The 17,245-nt window shown below is 37.1% G+C and carries 14 protein-coding genes and 1 pseudogene; 8 read left to right on the top strand and 7 right to left on the bottom strand.

Annotated features, from left to right (window positions below):
• The first annotated feature begins 128 nt into the window (after positions 1 to 128).
• From ACJ004_RS00075 to ACJ004_RS00065, 3 genes are all read left to right on the top strand, one after another.
• Positions 129 to 1,244 (top strand): metallophosphoesterase, encoded by a 1,116-nt coding sequence (locus tag ACJ004_RS00075; protein WP_410890372.1) that lies wholly within the window; start codon positions 129 to 131, stop codon positions 1,242 to 1,244.
• A gap of 153 nt (positions 1,245 to 1,397) precedes the next feature.
• On the top strand, positions 1,398 to 2,678 hold the full coding sequence (locus ACJ004_RS00070) for an ArsB/NhaD family transporter (RefSeq protein WP_410890370.1): 1,281 nt from the start codon (positions 1,398 to 1,400) through the stop codon (positions 2,676 to 2,678).
• A gap of 10 nt (positions 2,679 to 2,688) precedes the next feature.
• A complete protein-coding gene (locus ACJ004_RS00065; protein ID WP_410890368.1) occupies positions 2,689 to 2,967 on the top strand; it encodes a hypothetical protein in 279 nt (92 codons plus the stop codon).
• Positions 2,968 to 3,026: 59 nt separating this feature from the next.
• On the opposite strand, the gene gndA is transcribed toward ACJ004_RS00065, so the two are convergent.
• Entirely contained in the window at positions 3,027 to 4,439 is a 1,413-nt protein-coding gene (gene gndA, locus ACJ004_RS00060; protein ID WP_410890366.1) for an NADP-dependent phosphogluconate dehydrogenase, read from the bottom strand.
• A gap of 353 nt (positions 4,440 to 4,792) precedes the next feature.
• Here gndA and ACJ004_RS00055 point away from each other — a divergent pair, with 353 nt between their 5' ends.
• The 3 genes from ACJ004_RS00055 (at position 4,793) to ACJ004_RS00045 (ending at position 9,291) form a co-directional block, all read left to right on the top strand.
• Positions 4,793 to 5,986, top strand: coding sequence for an ROK family transcriptional regulator (locus tag ACJ004_RS00055; RefSeq protein WP_410890364.1), 1,194 nt, complete (start codon positions 4,793 to 4,795; stop codon positions 5,984 to 5,986).
• 219 nt (positions 5,987 to 6,205) lie between these two features.
• Positions 6,206 to 7,732, top strand: a complete 1,527-nt coding sequence (locus tag ACJ004_RS00050; protein ID WP_410890362.1) for a sensor domain-containing diguanylate cyclase — start codon at positions 6,206 to 6,208, stop codon at positions 7,730 to 7,732.
• A gap of 431 nt (positions 7,733 to 8,163) precedes the next feature.
• Positions 8,164 to 9,291 carry an ATP-binding protein gene (locus tag ACJ004_RS00045; RefSeq protein ID WP_410890360.1) on the top strand — a complete coding sequence of 376 codons (1,128 nt, stop codon included), beginning with the start codon at positions 8,164 to 8,166 and terminating at the stop codon, positions 9,289 to 9,291.
• Positions 9,292 to 9,353: 62 nt separating this feature from the next.
• Here ACJ004_RS00045 and ACJ004_RS00040 read toward each other — a convergent pair whose 3' ends face one another.
• The 5 genes from ACJ004_RS00040 to nagA all read right to left on the bottom strand — a co-directional run bounded on the left by ACJ004_RS00040 (position 9,354) and on the right by nagA (position 14,040).
• Positions 9,354 to 10,388: a CAP domain-containing protein gene (locus tag ACJ004_RS00040; protein WP_410890358.1), complete on the bottom strand. Its 1,035-nt coding sequence runs from the start codon at positions 10,386 to 10,388 to the stop codon at positions 9,354 to 9,356.
• A gap of 156 nt (positions 10,389 to 10,544) precedes the next feature.
• On the bottom strand, positions 10,545 to 11,282 hold the full coding sequence (locus ACJ004_RS00035) for an SIS domain-containing protein (RefSeq protein ID WP_410891243.1): 738 nt from the start codon (positions 11,280 to 11,282) through the stop codon (positions 10,545 to 10,547).
• Between the two features lie 25 nt (positions 11,283 to 11,307).
• A complete protein-coding gene (locus tag ACJ004_RS00030; protein WP_410890357.1) occupies positions 11,308 to 12,030 on the bottom strand; it encodes a GntR family transcriptional regulator in 723 nt (240 codons plus the stop codon).
• Positions 12,031 to 12,103: 73 nt separating this feature from the next.
• A complete protein-coding gene (nagB, locus tag ACJ004_RS00025; protein WP_410890355.1) occupies positions 12,104 to 12,844 on the bottom strand; it encodes a glucosamine-6-phosphate deaminase in 741 nt (246 codons plus the stop codon).
• Positions 12,845 to 12,846: 2 nt separating this feature from the next.
• A complete protein-coding gene (nagA, locus tag ACJ004_RS00020; protein ID WP_410890354.1) occupies positions 12,847 to 14,040 on the bottom strand; it encodes an N-acetylglucosamine-6-phosphate deacetylase in 1,194 nt (397 codons plus the stop codon).
• A gap of 319 nt (positions 14,041 to 14,359) precedes the next feature.
• Here nagA and nagE point away from each other — a divergent pair.
• Together nagE and ACJ004_RS00010 are read left to right on the top strand one after the other, a co-directional pair.
• Positions 14,360 to 15,796: pseudogene (nagE, locus tag ACJ004_RS00015) on the top strand (N-acetylglucosamine-specific PTS transporter subunit IIBC); the annotation flags it as partial.
• 111 nt (positions 15,797 to 15,907) lie between these two features.
• Positions 15,908 to 16,336: a PTS sugar transporter subunit IIA gene (locus ACJ004_RS00010; RefSeq protein WP_410891242.1), complete on the top strand. Its 429-nt coding sequence runs from the start codon at positions 15,908 to 15,910 to the stop codon at positions 16,334 to 16,336.
• 208 nt (positions 16,337 to 16,544) lie between these two features.
• Here the strand turns inward: ACJ004_RS00010 and ACJ004_RS00005 are convergent, their stop codons facing one another.
• A complete protein-coding gene (locus ACJ004_RS00005) occupies positions 16,545 to 17,186 on the bottom strand; it encodes a copper homeostasis protein CutC (protein WP_410890352.1) in 642 nt (213 codons plus the stop codon).
• Positions 17,187 to 17,245: the final 59 nt, after the last annotated feature.

Below are 17,245 nucleotides of genomic sequence, written 5' to 3'. Positions count from 1 at the left end.
AATCGGTGCTTACAAAAAACTGAGGTTTTCAATGAACTTTTCTGTTAATTTACTTTAAATCATAATTCCAGCAGGAAAACGAATACTAAGATTACCTTTAATGCAGGTTTATGAAGGAGGTACTCTAATTGTACAGAAAAACGTTTATTTTCCTTATCATTCTCACACTTTTTAGGCTCTCTCATCCTATCTTTTCGATTCAAGCGGAGAATACTCCAGTTCAGCCAGGAGTCGTTGATTTACGTATCCTAGAAACAACTGATTTGCACGCATCCTTAGTCAATTATGATTATTATCAAACAAAAGTAGACAATCGAATAGGTCTAGTCCAAACAGCGACACTTATCCGTAAGGCAAGGAAGGAAGTACAAAATTCATTACTATTCGACGATGGAGATCACCTTAAGGGCAATCCCTTTGGTGAGTATTTAGCCAGAATCCGTGGTATCCATAAAGGAAAAATTCATCCTGTGTATCGTGCCTTTAATTTTTTACATTATGATGCTATCGCTATTGGTAATCACGAATTTAACTACGGATTAGGATTCTTAAATACAGTAGTAAAGGGAGCAAAGATGCCAGTCCTTAATGCGAATGTTTTCTCCGTTAAAAAGAAAAAGCCCTACTTTACTCCCTATGTCATTTTGAAAAGAAATGTAATTGACCAGAGCGGAAAAAAACATAAACTAAACATTGGGGTAATCGCTTTTATGCCGACACAAATTATGAGATGGGATAAGGCAAATCTTGAAGGAAAGGTTATTGCTAATCCAATTGTGGATACAGCAAAAGAGTTTATCCCGATCATGAAGTCAAAAGGAGCAGATATCATTGTTGCCCTTGCCCATACAGGTATCAGCTCAGCTCCATATAGTGATGAATCGGAAAATGCTGCCTATTATTTAACAACAATCCCTGGACTTGATGCTATATTGGCGGGACATTCCCATAACGTCTTCCCTGGACCAGTATATAAAAATTATCCAAATACCAACATCGAAGAGGGACAAATCAATGGTAAACCAGTCGTGATGGCTGGAGCTTTTGGTAGTCGTTTGGGGATAATCGATCTCAAACTAAAAAAAATCAATGGTAAATGGGTGGTTTTAAATGGGATTTCCTTCACAAGACCAATTGCTAATGATTCAGGTTCTCCGCTTATTAAGAAGGATAAACGACTATATCAGTTAATAAAAAAAGAACATCAGGAAACAGTTGATTTTATCAATAAATTGGGACTCTAAAAGTTAAAATTTTCTTTACATTCAATGATTACTTTAATAAAATAATAAAGAAAATATAAATGGTGGTTTTATTGGGGGGAGTCTGTCACACAGGCTCCTTTTTGTCGTTTTCACAAAATGTTCCATTTAAAACTCGGGAGAAGAGGTTATCACATGTCAACACAAGCACTAATCGCATTAGGTGTATTTTTAATTACCTATGCTTTTATCGTCACAGAAAAGATCCATCGTACGATCATTGCCATGGCCGGCGGAATTATGATGGTATTACTAGGAATTGTTGGACAGGAAAAAGCTCTGCACCATATCGACTTTAATACACTCGGGTTATTGACCGGTATGATGATCATCGTTGCCATAACTTCTGAGACAGGTCTGTTCAAATACATTGCTATTTGGGCAGCAAAAAAAGTGAAAGGAAATCCTTTAAAAATTTTGCTGGTGCTCGGAATTATTACTGCATTGGGGTCAGCCTTTCTAGATAATGTAACAACGGTATTATTAATGGTACCAGTTACGTTCAGTATCACGAGACAATTACGCGTAAATCCAATCCCCTTTTTAATAACGGAAGTAATTGCTTCTAATATTGGCGGGACATCCACTCTGATTGGCGACCCACCAAATATCATGCTTGGCAGCGCCGTCGAGGAACTTACCTTTATGGCCTTTATTAATAATCTTACGGCGATATCATTCTTCATCTTATTTGTAAATATTGGAATCTTAGCATTTATTTATCGGAAGCAACTTCGTACAACAGATGAATTAAAGGCCAATTTAATGGACTTAGATGAAAAGGAAGAAATAACGGATCCAAAGCTATTAATTAAATCATTAATTGCCCTCTCGTTTACAATATTGGGATTTTTCCTCCATCAGCTTTTTCATATTGAATCTGCTACAGTCGCATTAGCTGGTGCCTTTCTGTTACTTCTTTTAACAGGGGAAAAATATTTAGATAAAGCATTTTTGAAAGTAGAATGGACGACCATTTTCTTCTTTATCGGATTGTTTGTATTAGTATCAGGATTGATAGAAACAGGGATAATTTCGTTATTAGCAGATTACTCGGTCCACTTGACCGGGGGAGATGTTGCATCTACATCAATATTAATTCTCTGGGTTAGTGCCATTGCATCTGCATTTATTGATAATATTCCATTTGTTGCAACAATGATTCCCATGATTAAAGATATGGGCGAACTCGGAATTACTAATTTAGAACCACTTTGGTGGAGTCTATCCTTAGGGGCATGCCTTGGCGGGAACGGCACATTAATTGGTGCTAGTGCCAATGTGATTGTTGCGGGTCTTGCCGCGAAGGAAGGACATCCAATTAGTTTTGGAAAATTCATGTTAATCGCCTTTCCATTGATGATTTTATCAATCCTTATCTGTACCGTTTACATATATTTAAGATATCTAATTTAGGAGGTCTATGATGAAAGTAGCCTATACATTTAATAAGCAGCTTCTCGACCTGCACGAGGCAGTTAACGGAGATGATTTTGAATTTACACTAACCTTTTTTGATAACAATTGGAAGAAAAAAATGGAGAAAATCCGAGAGCATTTTGATGCAAATAGCATCCTAACTGATATTCATTTCTATATTCACCCAAATAATAGGTTTCAAATAATCGTAAGGAAAGACTTTTATAATGAATTTATTATCGAGCTGTTTAGACAACAAATCGTTCAAGAGATAAAATGGATATAAAATTAGGCTGCCATCAGTTTGGCAGCCTTCTTCTATGCTAAAAAGTCATTCTCCTGAAGTTATTCCATCCAGTTTGTATGGAAAACCCCTTCTTTATCAATACGTTGATAGGTGTGAGCACCAAAGTAGTCACGTTGAGCTTGCAATAAATTCGCTGGAAGTGTTTCTGTACGGTAACTATCATAATAAGCGATTGCACTAGCAAAGGACGGTACAGGAATGCCGCGCTCAATCGCAACTGCAAGGACTTGACGTAACGCTTGCTGATAGTTCTCAACGATTTCTTTAAAGTATGGATCTAACAGCAGGTTTGCTAATTCTGAATCACGGTCATATGCATCTTTGATTTTTTGTAGGAATTGAGCACGGATGATACATCCACCACGGAAAATCATCGCAATATCACCATATCGAAGATTCCAATCGTATTCTTCAGATGCCGCACGCATTTGAGCAAAACCTTGGGCATAAGAACAAATTTTGCTCATATACAGAGCTTTACGGACCGCTTCAATCAACTCTTCTTTATTACCCTCAAATGGTTTAACCTCTGGACCATTCAGTACCTTACTCGCTTTAACACGCTCATCCTTCATCGCAGATATAAAACGTGCAAATACGGATTCAGTAATAATTGGAAGTGGCACACCTAAATCTAAGGCGTTTTGACTTGTCCATTTACCTGTTCCCTTTTGACCCGCTGTATCTAGAATTAAATCTACCATTGGTTTACCAGTATCTTCATCAACTTTTGTAAAAATATCGGCAGTAATTTCAATTAAGTAACTATCTAATTCGCCTTTATTCCATTCAGAAAAGACGTTGTGAAGCTCCTTTGCATCTAAACCAAGAATATTTTTCAAGATAAAATAAGCCTCAGAAATTAATTGCATATCCCCATATTCGATTCCGTTATGAACCATTTTCACATAATGACCAGCACCATTTGGACCAATGTAAGTACAGCATGGATCGCCTTCCACTTTAGCAGAAATTGCTTCTAAGATCGGCTTTACAAGATCATATGCTTCTTTTTTCCCACCAGGCATGATTGAAGGACCTTTTAAAGCTCCTTCTTCTCCACCGGAAACTCCAGTCCCAATAAAGTGGTAGCCTGCTGTTTCTAATTCTTTATTACGTCTAATTGTATCTTGGAAAAAGGTATTTCCTCCATCAATGAGAATATCCCCTTTTTCTAAATATGGCTTTAAAGAATCAATGGTTGCATCCGTTGCTGCGCCCGCCTTAACCATTAATAAAATTTTTCGTGGTTTTTCTAAGGAATTGACAAATTCCTCTACAGAATGGGCCCCAACAAAATTTTTACCTTCTGCCTCATTTTTTAAAAAAGCTTCAGTTTTGTCATATGAACGATTAAATACAGCGACAGAATAACCGCGACTTTCAATATTTAAGGCAAGATTTTTACCCATAACGGCTAAACCAATAACACCAATTTGTTGTTTAGACATACTATCCCTCTTTCTTAATTAATACTATTTAGATAACCATATTTCTTTCATGAATACAATAAAAAAGTGCTTAATTCTTGTCGTTTTAATCAGATGATGTTGGGAAAGGCCTGGTGTTCCTTCCACTGCTTATCTTACTGGCACCTCCATTTAGCATAACCATAAACTCCGAATGGCTGATCATACATTTCAATAGTTTTACCATCCTTTGTTAGTTTTATATTTAATAACCTTAACTGATAGTTCAGTCGGTACATACTCTGTAAACCCTTACAAAAACCCACCGCCTTTTAATGGAAGAACTGATATAATATGATTAGACACACAGGAAATACCCGAAATGGAGGATATAAATGGTTACCGGGGATGCGGCATATATAAAGAAAATTAATCGCTCTTTAATCATAAGAAAAATTGTTAAAGAAGGAATGATTTCGAGGGCAGATTTATCAAAAGCCACTAATTTGACAAGAGCAACGATCTCAGCACAGGTTGCTGACCTATTGGAAGAAGGATTAATAATAGAGACCCAGCTTGAGCATTTCGCAGTTGGAAGAAAGCCGATTATGCTCTCTTTAAACGGAAAAGCTGGCTATGCACTTGGGATTGACCTTGATTATGGACAAATCTCATTTACATTATCAGACCTTCTTGGCTGTCCTGTCACATCAAATATTATCCAAATAAATACTACAGATTATAATGAAATTCTTCATCTACTCATTCAACAAATCAAAATGTTAACAACAGACTTTACTAATAGCCGCTATGGTATTGTGGGAATTGTAATTGGAATCCATGGTCTAGTTACAAAAGACGAAGTAATCCACTATGTTCCACGATTTAATTGGCATGATATCAACCTTAAGAGTGATTTAGAACGAGAAATTGATACGGCTATTTACCTTGAAAACAATGCAAATCTAAGCTCTTTTGCTGAACGGGTTTATGTTCATCATGAAACAGACAACTTGTTATCTGCGACCCTCTATTCCGGGATCGGACTAGGCATGATGATGAACAATGAATTTTTACGAGGACATGACGGATTTGCTGGTGAAATAGGTCATATGATTGTTGTTCCACATGGTAAACCATGCAATTGCGGAAATAAGGGTTGCTTGGAAAAGTATGCTTCGGAGTCGAGCTTTTTTGAACATCTATCTGAAAAAAGACAAATCAAAAGTCTAACATACGAACATATTCAAAGCTGGCTTGATGAAGGTGATGAGGAAGTGCAAGATCTAATGGAACAATTCCTTTTCTATTTATCCATTGGATTGAACAATATGATTAACATGTATAACCCAGACTTGCTAGTGCTTGATAGTGAGCTGTTGCGGATGTATCCTGACTCACTCAATAAAATTAGCGGAAATCTGAATTCTTCAATCAGTCATTATCGTGAATTAATGATCACTACAATTGGAAAAAAATCTTGTGTCCTTGGAGCATGTGCACTTGCTATCAAAAAATTTCTTGATGTCCCTATGTTAAATTTATCCTACGAGATTAAAACTAACCAATTTAGAAGCGCAATCATTTAATATGCTTATCCCTTTTATAGCATTAGAACAACAAACTCATAAGCCTGTCACGGTCTAGTTAATAAATTGGGGTTTCCTACTACTATGGGAAGCCTTTTTTTATTATCTACTTTGTCATAAATATCTAATTCATAGTATAATTGGAAGGATGCATTAATTCAATCATTAATATTTTAAAATAGTACTATGAATTTCATACACTATACCAGGAGAGTATTCATGTTAAAAGATTTTGTCTCAAATGCAGCAATATTAATTGCTACCTTCTCTATTATGGGAGTGTTATTTAAAGAAAAGCCAATAGATACTAATTCACCCCGATCATCAAAACTCTATTGGGGACTTTGTTTTGGGATTTTGGGAAATGTCTTAATGGCTTTTAGCATTCAAATAAATTCAAGTACGATTGCCGATTTACGCCATTTGGCCATTGTTATTGCGGCTACTTTTGGTGGAGTGTTACCGGCATTATTGTCTGCCTTTCTAATTGCTGCTGGAAGAATTCTTCTTTTTGGCATTAATGAATCATCCATACTCGGAGCAATCGGAGCAATTCTCACTGGCGTACTTTGCGGGAATATCTCAAATATAAACATTTCAAGAACCCTTAAAGCATTTCTCATGAACCTAATCGGTTTGGTGATTGTTTCAATCATTTTTTTCATCCGCGTTGAAGATGTTCAGATCCTTAAAACTGTGTTAACTATCCATTATCTTATTTCTTTCATTGGCGGTTTTTTAGCCTATCACTTCTTTGATTTTGTGGTACATTCTTATGAAGCACAAAATCAATTAAAACATAGTTTAATAAAACTAAAAGAAACGGAAGAGAGGTTTCGCCTTATAGCCGAATACTCTAGTGACATGATAACCATGCACAATGAAAATGCAGAATACAAATATATTTCACCTGCAGTTAAAGAGATCATTCATTATGAGTATCCCGAACTTCTAGGTAAAAAAATGGAGATGTTTATTCATCCTGATGATATTTGCCCTACATATGATATGTTTAAAAAAGCATTAGAAGAAGGTTCTTCTAATTCAACCTACCGTTACCGTACTAAAATGGGAGACTATGTTTGGATTGAATCTGCACTAAAAAGTGTATATTTTGAGGAAGATGGCAGCAAAAAAGTCATTATAGTATCAAGAAATATAACCGACCGAAAACTAACAGAACAAAAGTTACAAGAAGCAAATGAACTTCTAAATCGTCTCTCCTATATGGATGGTCTAACTGGGATAAACAATAGAAGGTATTTTGATGAAGTTCTTGTGAAAGAATGGTCAAACTCTTCTACCAACCATGCTCCCATCACTTTAATTATGTTCGATATTGATTACTTTAAAAAATACAATGACACTTATGGTCATCTTACTGGTGATTTTTGTTTACAATCGATTGCTCAGGCCATTAATAATCAGATTACAGTTAACTCTGATTATACTTTTTGCCGTTATGGCGGAGAAGAATTTGCCCTTATCTCCCCTTCCACAAGGTTAGAAGAAGGGATGAACATTGCGAAACAAATACAAGACACCATTCGGTCACTAGAAATCCCTCATATTAGTTCTGACATTGCTGATATTATTACATTAAGTATTGGGGTTGCCTCTCTTGTCCCCGCGGAATCTGTCATGCCTCAAGAAATAATACAAATGGCTGATAATGCTCTGTATGCCTCAAAGACAAAAGGGAGAAATACAATTTCAGCTACTCAATTAAGCATGGAAGGTTTGTAAAAACACAAGCCTTCTTTTTAATAATGGCTCTGTTCGTAAACTTTGTTGCTTTTGGAGCTTAATAAGGGTCATTTACTAAGTTTCTTGGCAATTTCGCAAATGTTCTTACGAAAAGATGCCACGAAGTATCTATTTATACGGGTTGATTAACTTATACGAAAAACAACAATCTTTGCGAAAATAGCCTTAATAATTTAAAACACCATATTTTCTTTTTTCTAAATTATGCAAATATTGTTGTATAATGTGGAAATTACATGTAAAATTTCCCTATTAGCCCAATTTGGATGGTGACGTTAATGGAAATAACGAAGCATCTTTTTTTAGACCTCTCACTTTTTATTATTTTAATGTTTTTGAGTTTAATTTTTTTTGATCATATAAAAAAATTTACCCTATCTAAATCCTCACTAATTATCTTGTGTATTGTCATGCTTTGGTTATGTATCCAATTCTCATACAATCCGGCTCCATATGCCAGGTACGATTTAAGGATTATCCCTTTAGTGCTGGGGGCACTTTATATCGGAATTGGTCCCATTCTTACAGTCGCCATTATAGTCATACGGGGCTTCTACGGCTTCGATTTAGGCTTTTTTCAAACGGTCATACTTTGTGTACCTCTCGGAATAATTTTCTGGAGATTATATCCATGGTTTTTAAAGCAAGTTCCAGGACGCCGTATTTTTGTTACAGTATGCATAGGAATGATCCTTGGCATTGTAACTGTTATCGGGATGAGTTTCGGAGATAACCACTCCTATTGGCTGGATGCTTGGTTTGCCTTCCTGTTCATTCCCACACTCGGAATTGGCATCATCTCATATGGGATAGAATTTATCAGAAGAAATAACGAAATGCAGCAACAGCTAATTAAAGCTGAAAAATTAAAAGCCGTGGAACAGATGGGAGCTGCTATCTCACACGAAATCCGTAATCCATTAACGGCTGCTAGTGGTTTTGTTCAACTCCTTCAGGATGATTACCTTTCAAGACATAAAAGAAAAGAATACTTATCGATTGTAAAGGAAGAATTAATTTCCGCTGAACGAGTTATTCAAGATTATCTGACTTTCGCGAAGCCATCGTTGGAAGCACTTGAGGAAATTAATGTAAAAAGCGAACTGCGGCAAATAATCAATATTCTTCAGCCTTTAGCTAATCAGAATTCAGTAGAAATCATTACTGATTTCTCCGTAATTGGGTTTATTAAAGGGGATGGCCAGAAGTTTCGTCAGTGCTTTGTGAATGTCATCAAAAACGCAATTGAATCAATGCCTAATGGCGGATATTTAACGATCATCACTGAATTTAGTAAAAACTATGTAACTATAAGTGTAAAGGATACAGGTATCGGCATGACCCAAGAACAACTGGAGCGACTAGGAGAACCATTTTACTCAACAAAAGGGAAAAATGGAACAGGCTTAGGTATGATGGTTGTTTATAGCATTGCCCGTGCCATGGATGGAACGGTCTGGGCAGAAAGCGAAATCGGGGTAGGAACTATTTTTCATTTTAAATTTCCTACCATTTCGTCCATATTAAATATGGAGTAAACTAAAAAATAAGCAAACCGACAGGAGAAAACGCTTCTGTCGGTTTACTTATACAAAATCCCTTATTTTCCTATAAACATTTGTGTCCAATGTTTTCCTGTTGCTTCATATCCTACCCCAATATGAGTGAAATTAGCACTTAGGATATTTTTACGATGACCTTCACTATTCATCCAAGCCGTTACTACTTCTTGTGGTGTACGTTGTCCTTGAGCAATATTTTCGCCTGCAGATTTATAGGTCACACCGAAGTCTCTCATCATGTCAAATGGTGATCCGTAAGTAGGGCTTGTATGTGAAAAATAGTTCTTTTGCTGCATATCCAGTGATTTTTTCTGAGCTACTCCATTAAGTTGTGCATCTGCCTTTAAAGCTGGAAGTCCATTTTTACTACGTTGTGCATTGGTTAAGTTAATAACTTGTTGAACGTACTGACTAACAGCTCCAGTGGTTGGAGTATTTTGAGTTTGAGCCGGCTGTTTTGGTGCTGGTGCTGGTGTTGGTGTTGTTTGCTTTGGTGCCGGCGTTGTTTGCCTTGGTGCTGGTGCTGGTGCTGGCTGATTTGGTGCAGGTGCTGTTTGCTTTGGTTCTGGTTGATGAATAGGGGCTGGCTGTCCAGTTGGTGCTGGCTGCCCAGCAGGTGCCTGTCCTGTCGGCATTTGTTGCTGGATATATGGCTGAATCTGCTGAAGCGCCCAATTTCTAGGATCAACAGTAATATACTGAAATTTTGCATCTCTGATCAATACGGCTCTTGTATGTGGATATTGGTTACTGTTCAAAGATGTCTGATACGCAGAAATCATATCATTATTGTAATCATTTTTCTTGTTCTTCCGTTTAGTATTGTAAAAATTTACATCAAGGTCTGATTCACTGTTATTATTGTTCGTGTAATCTTCAGTTAACGGACCATTGTGGTCAATCCCATCATCTCTGCCATTACGGACATCCATATTAGGGGTGGTATATCTGGTGTTCATCCCTACACGATTTGTCGTCTGGTCATTTAGATCATTTTTATCATTGTTATTACAAGCAGCAAGCCCCATTGTTAAGACCGCTGTTAAAAGTAAGCCCATTGGTTTTTTTATCAATCGAAATACCTCCTCCTAAAATTCTTGTTGCCTCCTTAGTTTTTATATTTTTCAACGAAAGTATCGATGGAAAATAAACCTAACATAATGAAAGTGAAAACCGCCACTTTCAAAAAAAAAAACCAACAAATACATTGTCGGCTTCTCTAACATGATTTATTTTTCCAGCATTGGAATGCGTTCTTTATATTTGTCAATAAGTTCTCGATTATGTTCATTTGCACCATCTGTATTACCACTTTTAAAGATTGGCGGTACAAAGTCATTTTCAGCCATTAGGCTGATTGCTTCAACCATTATTCCATTAACAATTGCGGTCCCAATAACCGTTGAACCTGAACCAAAGTTTACACCTAGAGACTCGTGCTCCATTAAGGCATCCCCGACCATAATATGATTATCAATGGAAAGGTCAGCCGTATGATACAAATATTTACCACTTTTATGTCTCGACTTCACAGCTTTTGTATAAACGTACGATGTGATACTAATGACAAACGCACCTTTATTTTTAGCAATCTCAGCAACATCTATGGGCACGGGATTCCTGCCAGAGGTTGATGCAACAATAACAACATCTTGAGGTTGAATCTTCACTTTCGTCATGAATTGTTTTGCAAAGTCATTTTTTTGTTCTAGTTGGGATGATCGAACAGCACCTTTATGAAGCATTAATTCTTCGATTAGAATTGGGTTTATTGGCACAAGTCCACCGGCTCGGTAAAATAGTTCTTCCCCAAGCATATGAGAGTGTCCACACCCAAAAACATGCACGATTCCATCCATTTGGATGCACTGAGCGACTTTTTCTGCAGCTTTTTTGAGGTTTTCATTTTCATCCTTTTCGATTAAGCTTAATAAATCTTTAAGCTTTTGAAAATAAAGAGTGAACAGATAGATAACCTCCTTTGCTTTGTTTTTAGCGTTTCATTTGAATCATAAACTTATAACGATCAGCACGATATATCGATTTAACGAATTCAACAGGGGTATTGTCTTTTAAAAATGTATTTCTTTGGATGAGCATAACCGGTGCGCCTTTATTGATTTTTAAATAATTGGCTTCACTTTGATTAGCGACAGAAGATTCAATGATCTGAGAAGCACTATCGATTCTTAAGTTTAACTGCTCTTCAATGTATGCATATAGGGATTCATTCACAATTTGTTCTGTAAGACCTTTAATGAGATTTGCTGAAATATAATTAATTTCTAAGGCCATTGGAACATTATCTGCCATGCGAATCCGCTTGATCTCGTATACAGGACCATATTCAGAAATCATAAGCTGACCTGCTATTAGTCTTGTCGCAGGAATAATTTCAAAATGAATTAATTGGCTCCCTGGTTCCAATCCCCTTGCCTTCATATCTTCTGTGAAGCTTGTTAATCCTTGGAGTGGCTGTTCGAATTTTCTTTCTGCAACGAAAGTTCCCTTTCCTTGTAAGCGATACAAATATCCTTCATTCACTAACTTTGTAAAGGCTTGTCTAACTGTCATCCGGCTTATTTGATATTTTTCCGCATATTCTCTTTCTGGTGGAAGAGAATCACCGGGAAGCAGTTCACCGTTTTCAATTAACTCCTTGATATTTTCTTCAATTTGATAATAAATCGGAATGGGAGAATTCTTATTAATCATTTTCCTCCAACTGCATCCTTTCCTTAAAATAGGCACCTAGGTTTAATGTTGAAAGAGAATCATCAATACCTTTTTAGCATTGAACCTTTAGATCTGCTATTGCCACTTTATCTGCAATAATTGTAACACAAGGATGATTTTTCAACACTGATGCAGGAAAACTTTCATGTATGATCTCACCATCCAAAAGTCTAGCTAGTGCTTCTCTTTTCTCTTCACCTGAAACCAGAAGAAGAATTTCTTTGCTTTTCATAATGGTGGAAATGCCCATCGTAATCGCTTTAGTAGGCACCTCTTCGATCCTGTTAAAATATCTTGCATTGGCTTGAATGGTCGATTCCTCTAACTCAACAATATGCGTTTTAGAACTAAAGGAAGTTCCTGGTTCATTGAATCCAATATGCCCATTACTGCCAATCCCGAGAATCTGTAAATCAATGCCACCATGCTTAGTAATTAAATCTTCATAACGTTTACACTCTTCTTGAAAATCAGCAGCAATTCCGCTTGGAACGTTTGTATTAGCTTTATTAATATTAATATAATTAAAAAGTTGGTTATCCATAAAATAGCGATAGCTATTCTCATTATCTCCTGAAAGCCCAATGTACTCATCCAAATTAAAAGTGGTTACCTTCTGATAAGATGTCCCGCTCTTTTGGTGATCCTCGATTAAGCATTTGTATGTTCCGATTGGAGTCCCTCCTGTTGCCAATCCAAGGTTAATACTTGGATTCTGAACTACCTTTTTAATTATATATTCAGCTGCTCTCCTACTCATTTGCTGGTAATCTTGTACTTCAATGATCTTCATTTTTAGATTTCCTCCTTTTTAAAAGCAATTGCCCCACGGCATAATGTCATATAAACTTCCATATTTTCGTCCAAAATAACAATGTCTGCATCTTTTCCAACAGTTAAACTGCCTTTCCGGTCATAAATATTCAGCTGTTTTGCTGGATTTACTGAAGCCATTTCAATGGCTTCATCCAGCGAACAGTCTGTGTATGAAATGATATTTTTTACTGCTTGCCCCAATTTCAAGATACTTCCGGCCAAAGTTCCATCCACAAGGACTGCTTTTCCATCCTTAACGGTAACTTCTTGGCCTCCTAGGTCATACTGACCATTTTTCAAACATTTTGCTCGCATCGAATCTGTTATTAAAATTAATCCATCACTTTTCTTTTGTTTGAATGCAAGGTTTACCATTTCTGGTCGTACATGCACCCCATCCACGATAATTTCTGCTTTTAATTCGTTATGCAAAAAGGCCGCACCCACCACACCGGGTTCACGATGATGAAGCCCCTTCATCTGATTAAAAAGATGGGTTACGTGATTTGCCCCTGCTCCAATAGCTTCGCAAACCTCATTATAGGTTGCATCAGTGTGACCAAGTGATGCAACGATCCCATTCGCCTTTAAATATCGAATCATGTCTAAACCGCCTGGCTGCTCTGGTGCAAGTGTGACAAGTTTAATATGACCATTCGTAAGTTTTTGCCACTCTTTAAACAAAGCAAGGTCTGGCTCAATAATATGTTGAATTGGTTGTGCCCCTGCCATTTTTGCGTTAACAAACGGTCCTTCAAGATGGAGTCCGAGAATTTCGGCCTGACCATTTGCTTGATGTTCTTCAATGTATTGCCCAGCATTGATTAAAGCATTTTCAATTTGTTTTCCTTCTTGGGTCATCGTGGTAGCTAAAAAGCTTGTAGTTCCTTCTTTAGGTAATGCTGCAACCATTGTGTCCAGGGCTTCCTTGGTTGCATCCATTGTGTCGGCACCCGCCACACCATGGATATGAACATCGATAAAACCCGGAACAGCTTTGAAATGGGCAGGAATTTCAATCACATGAAAGCTTTCTATATTAGATAGCTCATTTACTGAACCTATTTCCAATATATTTTGATCTTTTATTTTAATATAACCATCATTAATGATTTGGTCGTCTGCATAAATTTGAACACCTTTAAGTAGAATATGATTAACTCTTTGCTTCATTTTTCAATACTTCCTTTCAGGTCCTATATAAATCTTAGCATCACCTTTATCTAGTTGTCTATACCAATATATATCTAATTTCAAAAAACATGGCAATTAAACCCTTTAAATTACTGGATATTCAATAATTATTCATAGTTTGCAAAAAATATATATAAATTGGTATAGACATCTATAAATGATTAATGGTATAGTTACTATGGAAAAGCGCTTACACCAACACCTTTCAAAAAAAGAGGGGACGCTACTATAGGTTTCCCTTTTGATGAAGAAATTCATAATTATAGGTTATTTTAAAATTTATTAGGGGGGAAATATGATGAAGAAATATTTACAAAGAATTGGTCGTTCATTGATGTTACCTGTAGCTGTTTTACCGGCTGCAGCCATATTGATGGGTATTGGTTATTGGATCGACCCTACAGGTTGGGGGGCGGGTAGTCCGCTAGCGGCATTCTTAATTAAAGCTGGATCATCAATAATTGATAATATCCCTATTTTGTTTGCCGTTGGGGTAGCACTAGGGATGGCGAAAGAGAAAGATGGTTCATCAGCGTTAAGTGGTTTGGTTGCCTACTTAGTAGTGACAACCTTGCTTTCACCAGGCTCAGTGGCATTGCTCGAAGGGATTAAACCAGAAGAGGTTGATCCTGCGTTTGTAAAGATCGGTAATGCTTTTGTTGGTATTCTTTCTGGTATTGTTGCTTCCACGATGTACAATCGCTTTAGCCATGTTAAATTACCTGATGCTTTAGCATTTTTCTCTGGTAAGCGTCTAGTCCCAATCATGACTGCGGTTTCTATGCTTGCCGTTTCGGCAGTATTATTCTTCTTATGGCCTGTTATCTTTACAGGACTTGTTTCATTTGGTAAAGGCATTGCTCATTTAGGTGCTTTTGGCGCAGGTTTATATGGTTTCTTTAACCGTTTATTAATTCCCACAGGGTTGCATCATGCCTTAAACTCAGTATTCTGGTTTGACGTAGCCGGAATTAATGATATCGGTAATTTCTGGGCTGGGAAGGGAACAAAAGGCGTTACTGGTATGTACCAAGCAGGATTCTTCCCTGTAATGATGTTTGGTTTGCCAGCAGCAGCATTAGCCATGTACCATACAGCGAAGGACAAGAAGAAAAAGGCAGTGGCTTCCTTAATGTTAGCCGCAGGTTTCGCAGCATTCTTTACTGGCGTAACAGAGCCAATTGAATTTGCCTTTATGTTTGTAGCTCCAATGCTTTATTTAGTGCATGCGATTTTAACAGGTATTTCCTTAGCCATCGCAGCTGCATTCCATTGGACGGCTGGATTTGGTTTTAGTGCTGGTTTAGTTGACTTTATTTTAAGTTCAAGATTACCGTTAGCAAACCACCCTTACATGTTACTAGTTCAAGGTTTAGTGTTTGCTGTAATTTATTATTTTTTATTCCGATTCATCATTACAAAATTCAACTTAATGACTCCTGGTCGTGAAGAAGATGATGAAGAGTCTTCTGAGCTTACCGTTGCAGCAGGTGAAAGCAAATTTTCCGTAATGGCAGCACAAATTTATGAAGGATTAGGCGGAGACGCAAATGTAACTTCTGTAGACAATTGTGTAACGCGCTTAAGAATGGAAGTAAAAGACATGAACACAGTCGACCAACAAAAAATTAAAGCGACTGGTGTACCTGGCATCAATATTGTTGGGAAGCAAAGCATTCAAGTGATTGTTGGAACCAATGTACAATTCGTAGCAGACGAAATTGTAAAACTTCGTAATGGGACGAAGCGAATTAATAAAACTGAAATTAATTCGAATTTAGCACAAAAAGTGGCGGCTCCGGTTGAAACTAATGGACTCTCACCACTTTCTGAAAAAGATTTTGTTATGCCAATCGAAGGGGAAATTATCCCGATTACTGAAGTACCGGACCAAGTTTTCTCACAAAAAATGATGGGTGAAGGGTTTGGTATTATACCATCTAAAGGTATGGTCGTGTCACCAGTGGACGGAGAAATCATGAATGTTTTCCCTACTAAGCATGCAATCGGGATTAAATCAAAGCAAGGCTATGAAATCCTTATTCATATTGGCTTGGATACCGTAAATTTAAAAGGTGAAGGCTTTAATGTACTTGTCAAAGAAGGACAGCAAATAACTAAAGGTCAGGAAATCCTGAGCTTCGATCTAGAATTCATTAAGAAATCAGTACCATCAGTTATCACACCAGTTATCTTTACAAACTTAAGCAAATTAAATTTAAAGAAACAAGGGCACTCAGCTCAAGGTCAAGAAGGAATCCTATCAATTGAATAACAACAAAAATCGACAGGTGCCAGGCACCTGTCGATTTTTTAACAAGCCTATTTTCGCATAGATTGTTGTTTCTCGTATAAGTTCATCAACCCGTATATCTATATGCTTCGTGGCATCTTTTCGTAAGAACCTTTGCGAAAATTGCCTAGAGACTTAGTAAATGACCTTTATTAAGCTCCAATAGCAACAAAGTTTACGAAAAGAGCCTTTAACAAAGCTCACCCACAATTTTTGTCCCATGAACTTCACTAATATTTAATATACTTGCGATATTACTTAAGTTGTTGTCAGTAATTCCCCCGCCGGGTAGAATAATAATTCGGTCAGCCGCATAATCCACAAATTCCTTCAACCGGCTAAGGTTGTCTTCAATTGATTTAGAGCATGATCCTCCGTGTGTTAAAATTCGATTGACTCGATGTCTCACAAGCCAATCAATAGCTTCAAACTGATATTCATCTTTTATCTGATCAAATGCCATGTGAAAGGTTACATCCAGTCCTACTGCAGATTCAAGCAGGTTGAGCATGGCCTCCTCATCAATCCAATCAGAATCATTTAAGCAGCCAATCACCACTCCATCTGTCCCTAACTGTTTGAAATGGGTAATATCATTTTGCATAATCTCAATTTCCTCTTTAGTATAAATAAAGTTTCCGCCTCTAGGCCTAACCATGGTCATTACCTTCGTATTTTTGGAGTGACAATATGAAATGGTTTTTGCAGCTACCCCGTGACTAACAGTAGTGCCTCCGACAGATAAGTTGTCACAGAGCTCAATGCGATTCCCCCCTTTTTCAATAGCCACAGAAACCAATGTAAAATTCTCTACACAAACTTCTTTTAGCATATACACCTACCCACCTTTCAAATACAACTTAAAGAATACTCTAGGAACACTAAGCAAAT

This window comes from Neobacillus sp. 204 (genome assembly GCF_046562815.1).
Lineage (GTDB): Bacteria > Bacillota > Bacilli > Bacillales > Cytobacillaceae > Neobacillus.
The sequence above is the reverse complement of the archived record's forward strand: the minus strand, read 5'-3'. Positions and strand labels throughout refer to the sequence as shown.

Bases quoted from the DNA above. Each gene is read 5' to 3' on its own strand.
- ACJ004_RS00005 (WP_410890352.1), bottom strand. From the start codon at position 17,186: ATGCTAAAAGAAGTTTGTGTAGAGAATTTTACATTGGTTTCTGTGGCT.
- ACJ004_RS00030 (WP_410890357.1), bottom strand. From the start codon at position 12,030: ATGATTAATAAGAATTCTCCCATTCCGATTTATTATCAAATTGAAGAA.
- ACJ004_RS00055 (WP_410890364.1), top strand. From the start codon at position 4,793: ATGGTTACCGGGGATGCGGCATATATAAAGAAAATTAATCGCTCTTTA.
- ACJ004_RS00045 (WP_410890360.1), top strand. From the start codon at position 8,164: ATGCTTTGGTTATGTATCCAATTCTCATACAATCCGGCTCCATATGCC.
- nagB (WP_410890355.1), bottom strand. From the start codon at position 12,844: ATGAAGATCATTGAAGTACAAGATTACCAGCAAATGAGTAGGAGAGCA.
- nagA (WP_410890354.1), bottom strand. From the start codon at position 14,040: ATGAAGCAAAGAGTTAATCATATTCTACTTAAAGGTGTTCAAATTTAT.
- ACJ004_RS00070 (WP_410890370.1), top strand. From the start codon at position 1,398: ATGTCAACACAAGCACTAATCGCATTAGGTGTATTTTTAATTACCTAT.
- ACJ004_RS00065 (WP_410890368.1), top strand. From the start codon at position 2,689: ATGAAAGTAGCCTATACATTTAATAAGCAGCTTCTCGACCTGCACGAG.
- ACJ004_RS00010 (WP_410891242.1), top strand. From the start codon at position 15,908: ATGCCAATCGAAGGGGAAATTATCCCGATTACTGAAGTACCGGACCAA.
- gndA (WP_410890366.1), bottom strand. From the start codon at position 4,439: ATGTCTAAACAACAAATTGGTGTTATTGGTTTAGCCGTTATGGGTAAA.
- ACJ004_RS00050 (WP_410890362.1), top strand. From the start codon at position 6,206: ATGTTAAAAGATTTTGTCTCAAATGCAGCAATATTAATTGCTACCTTC.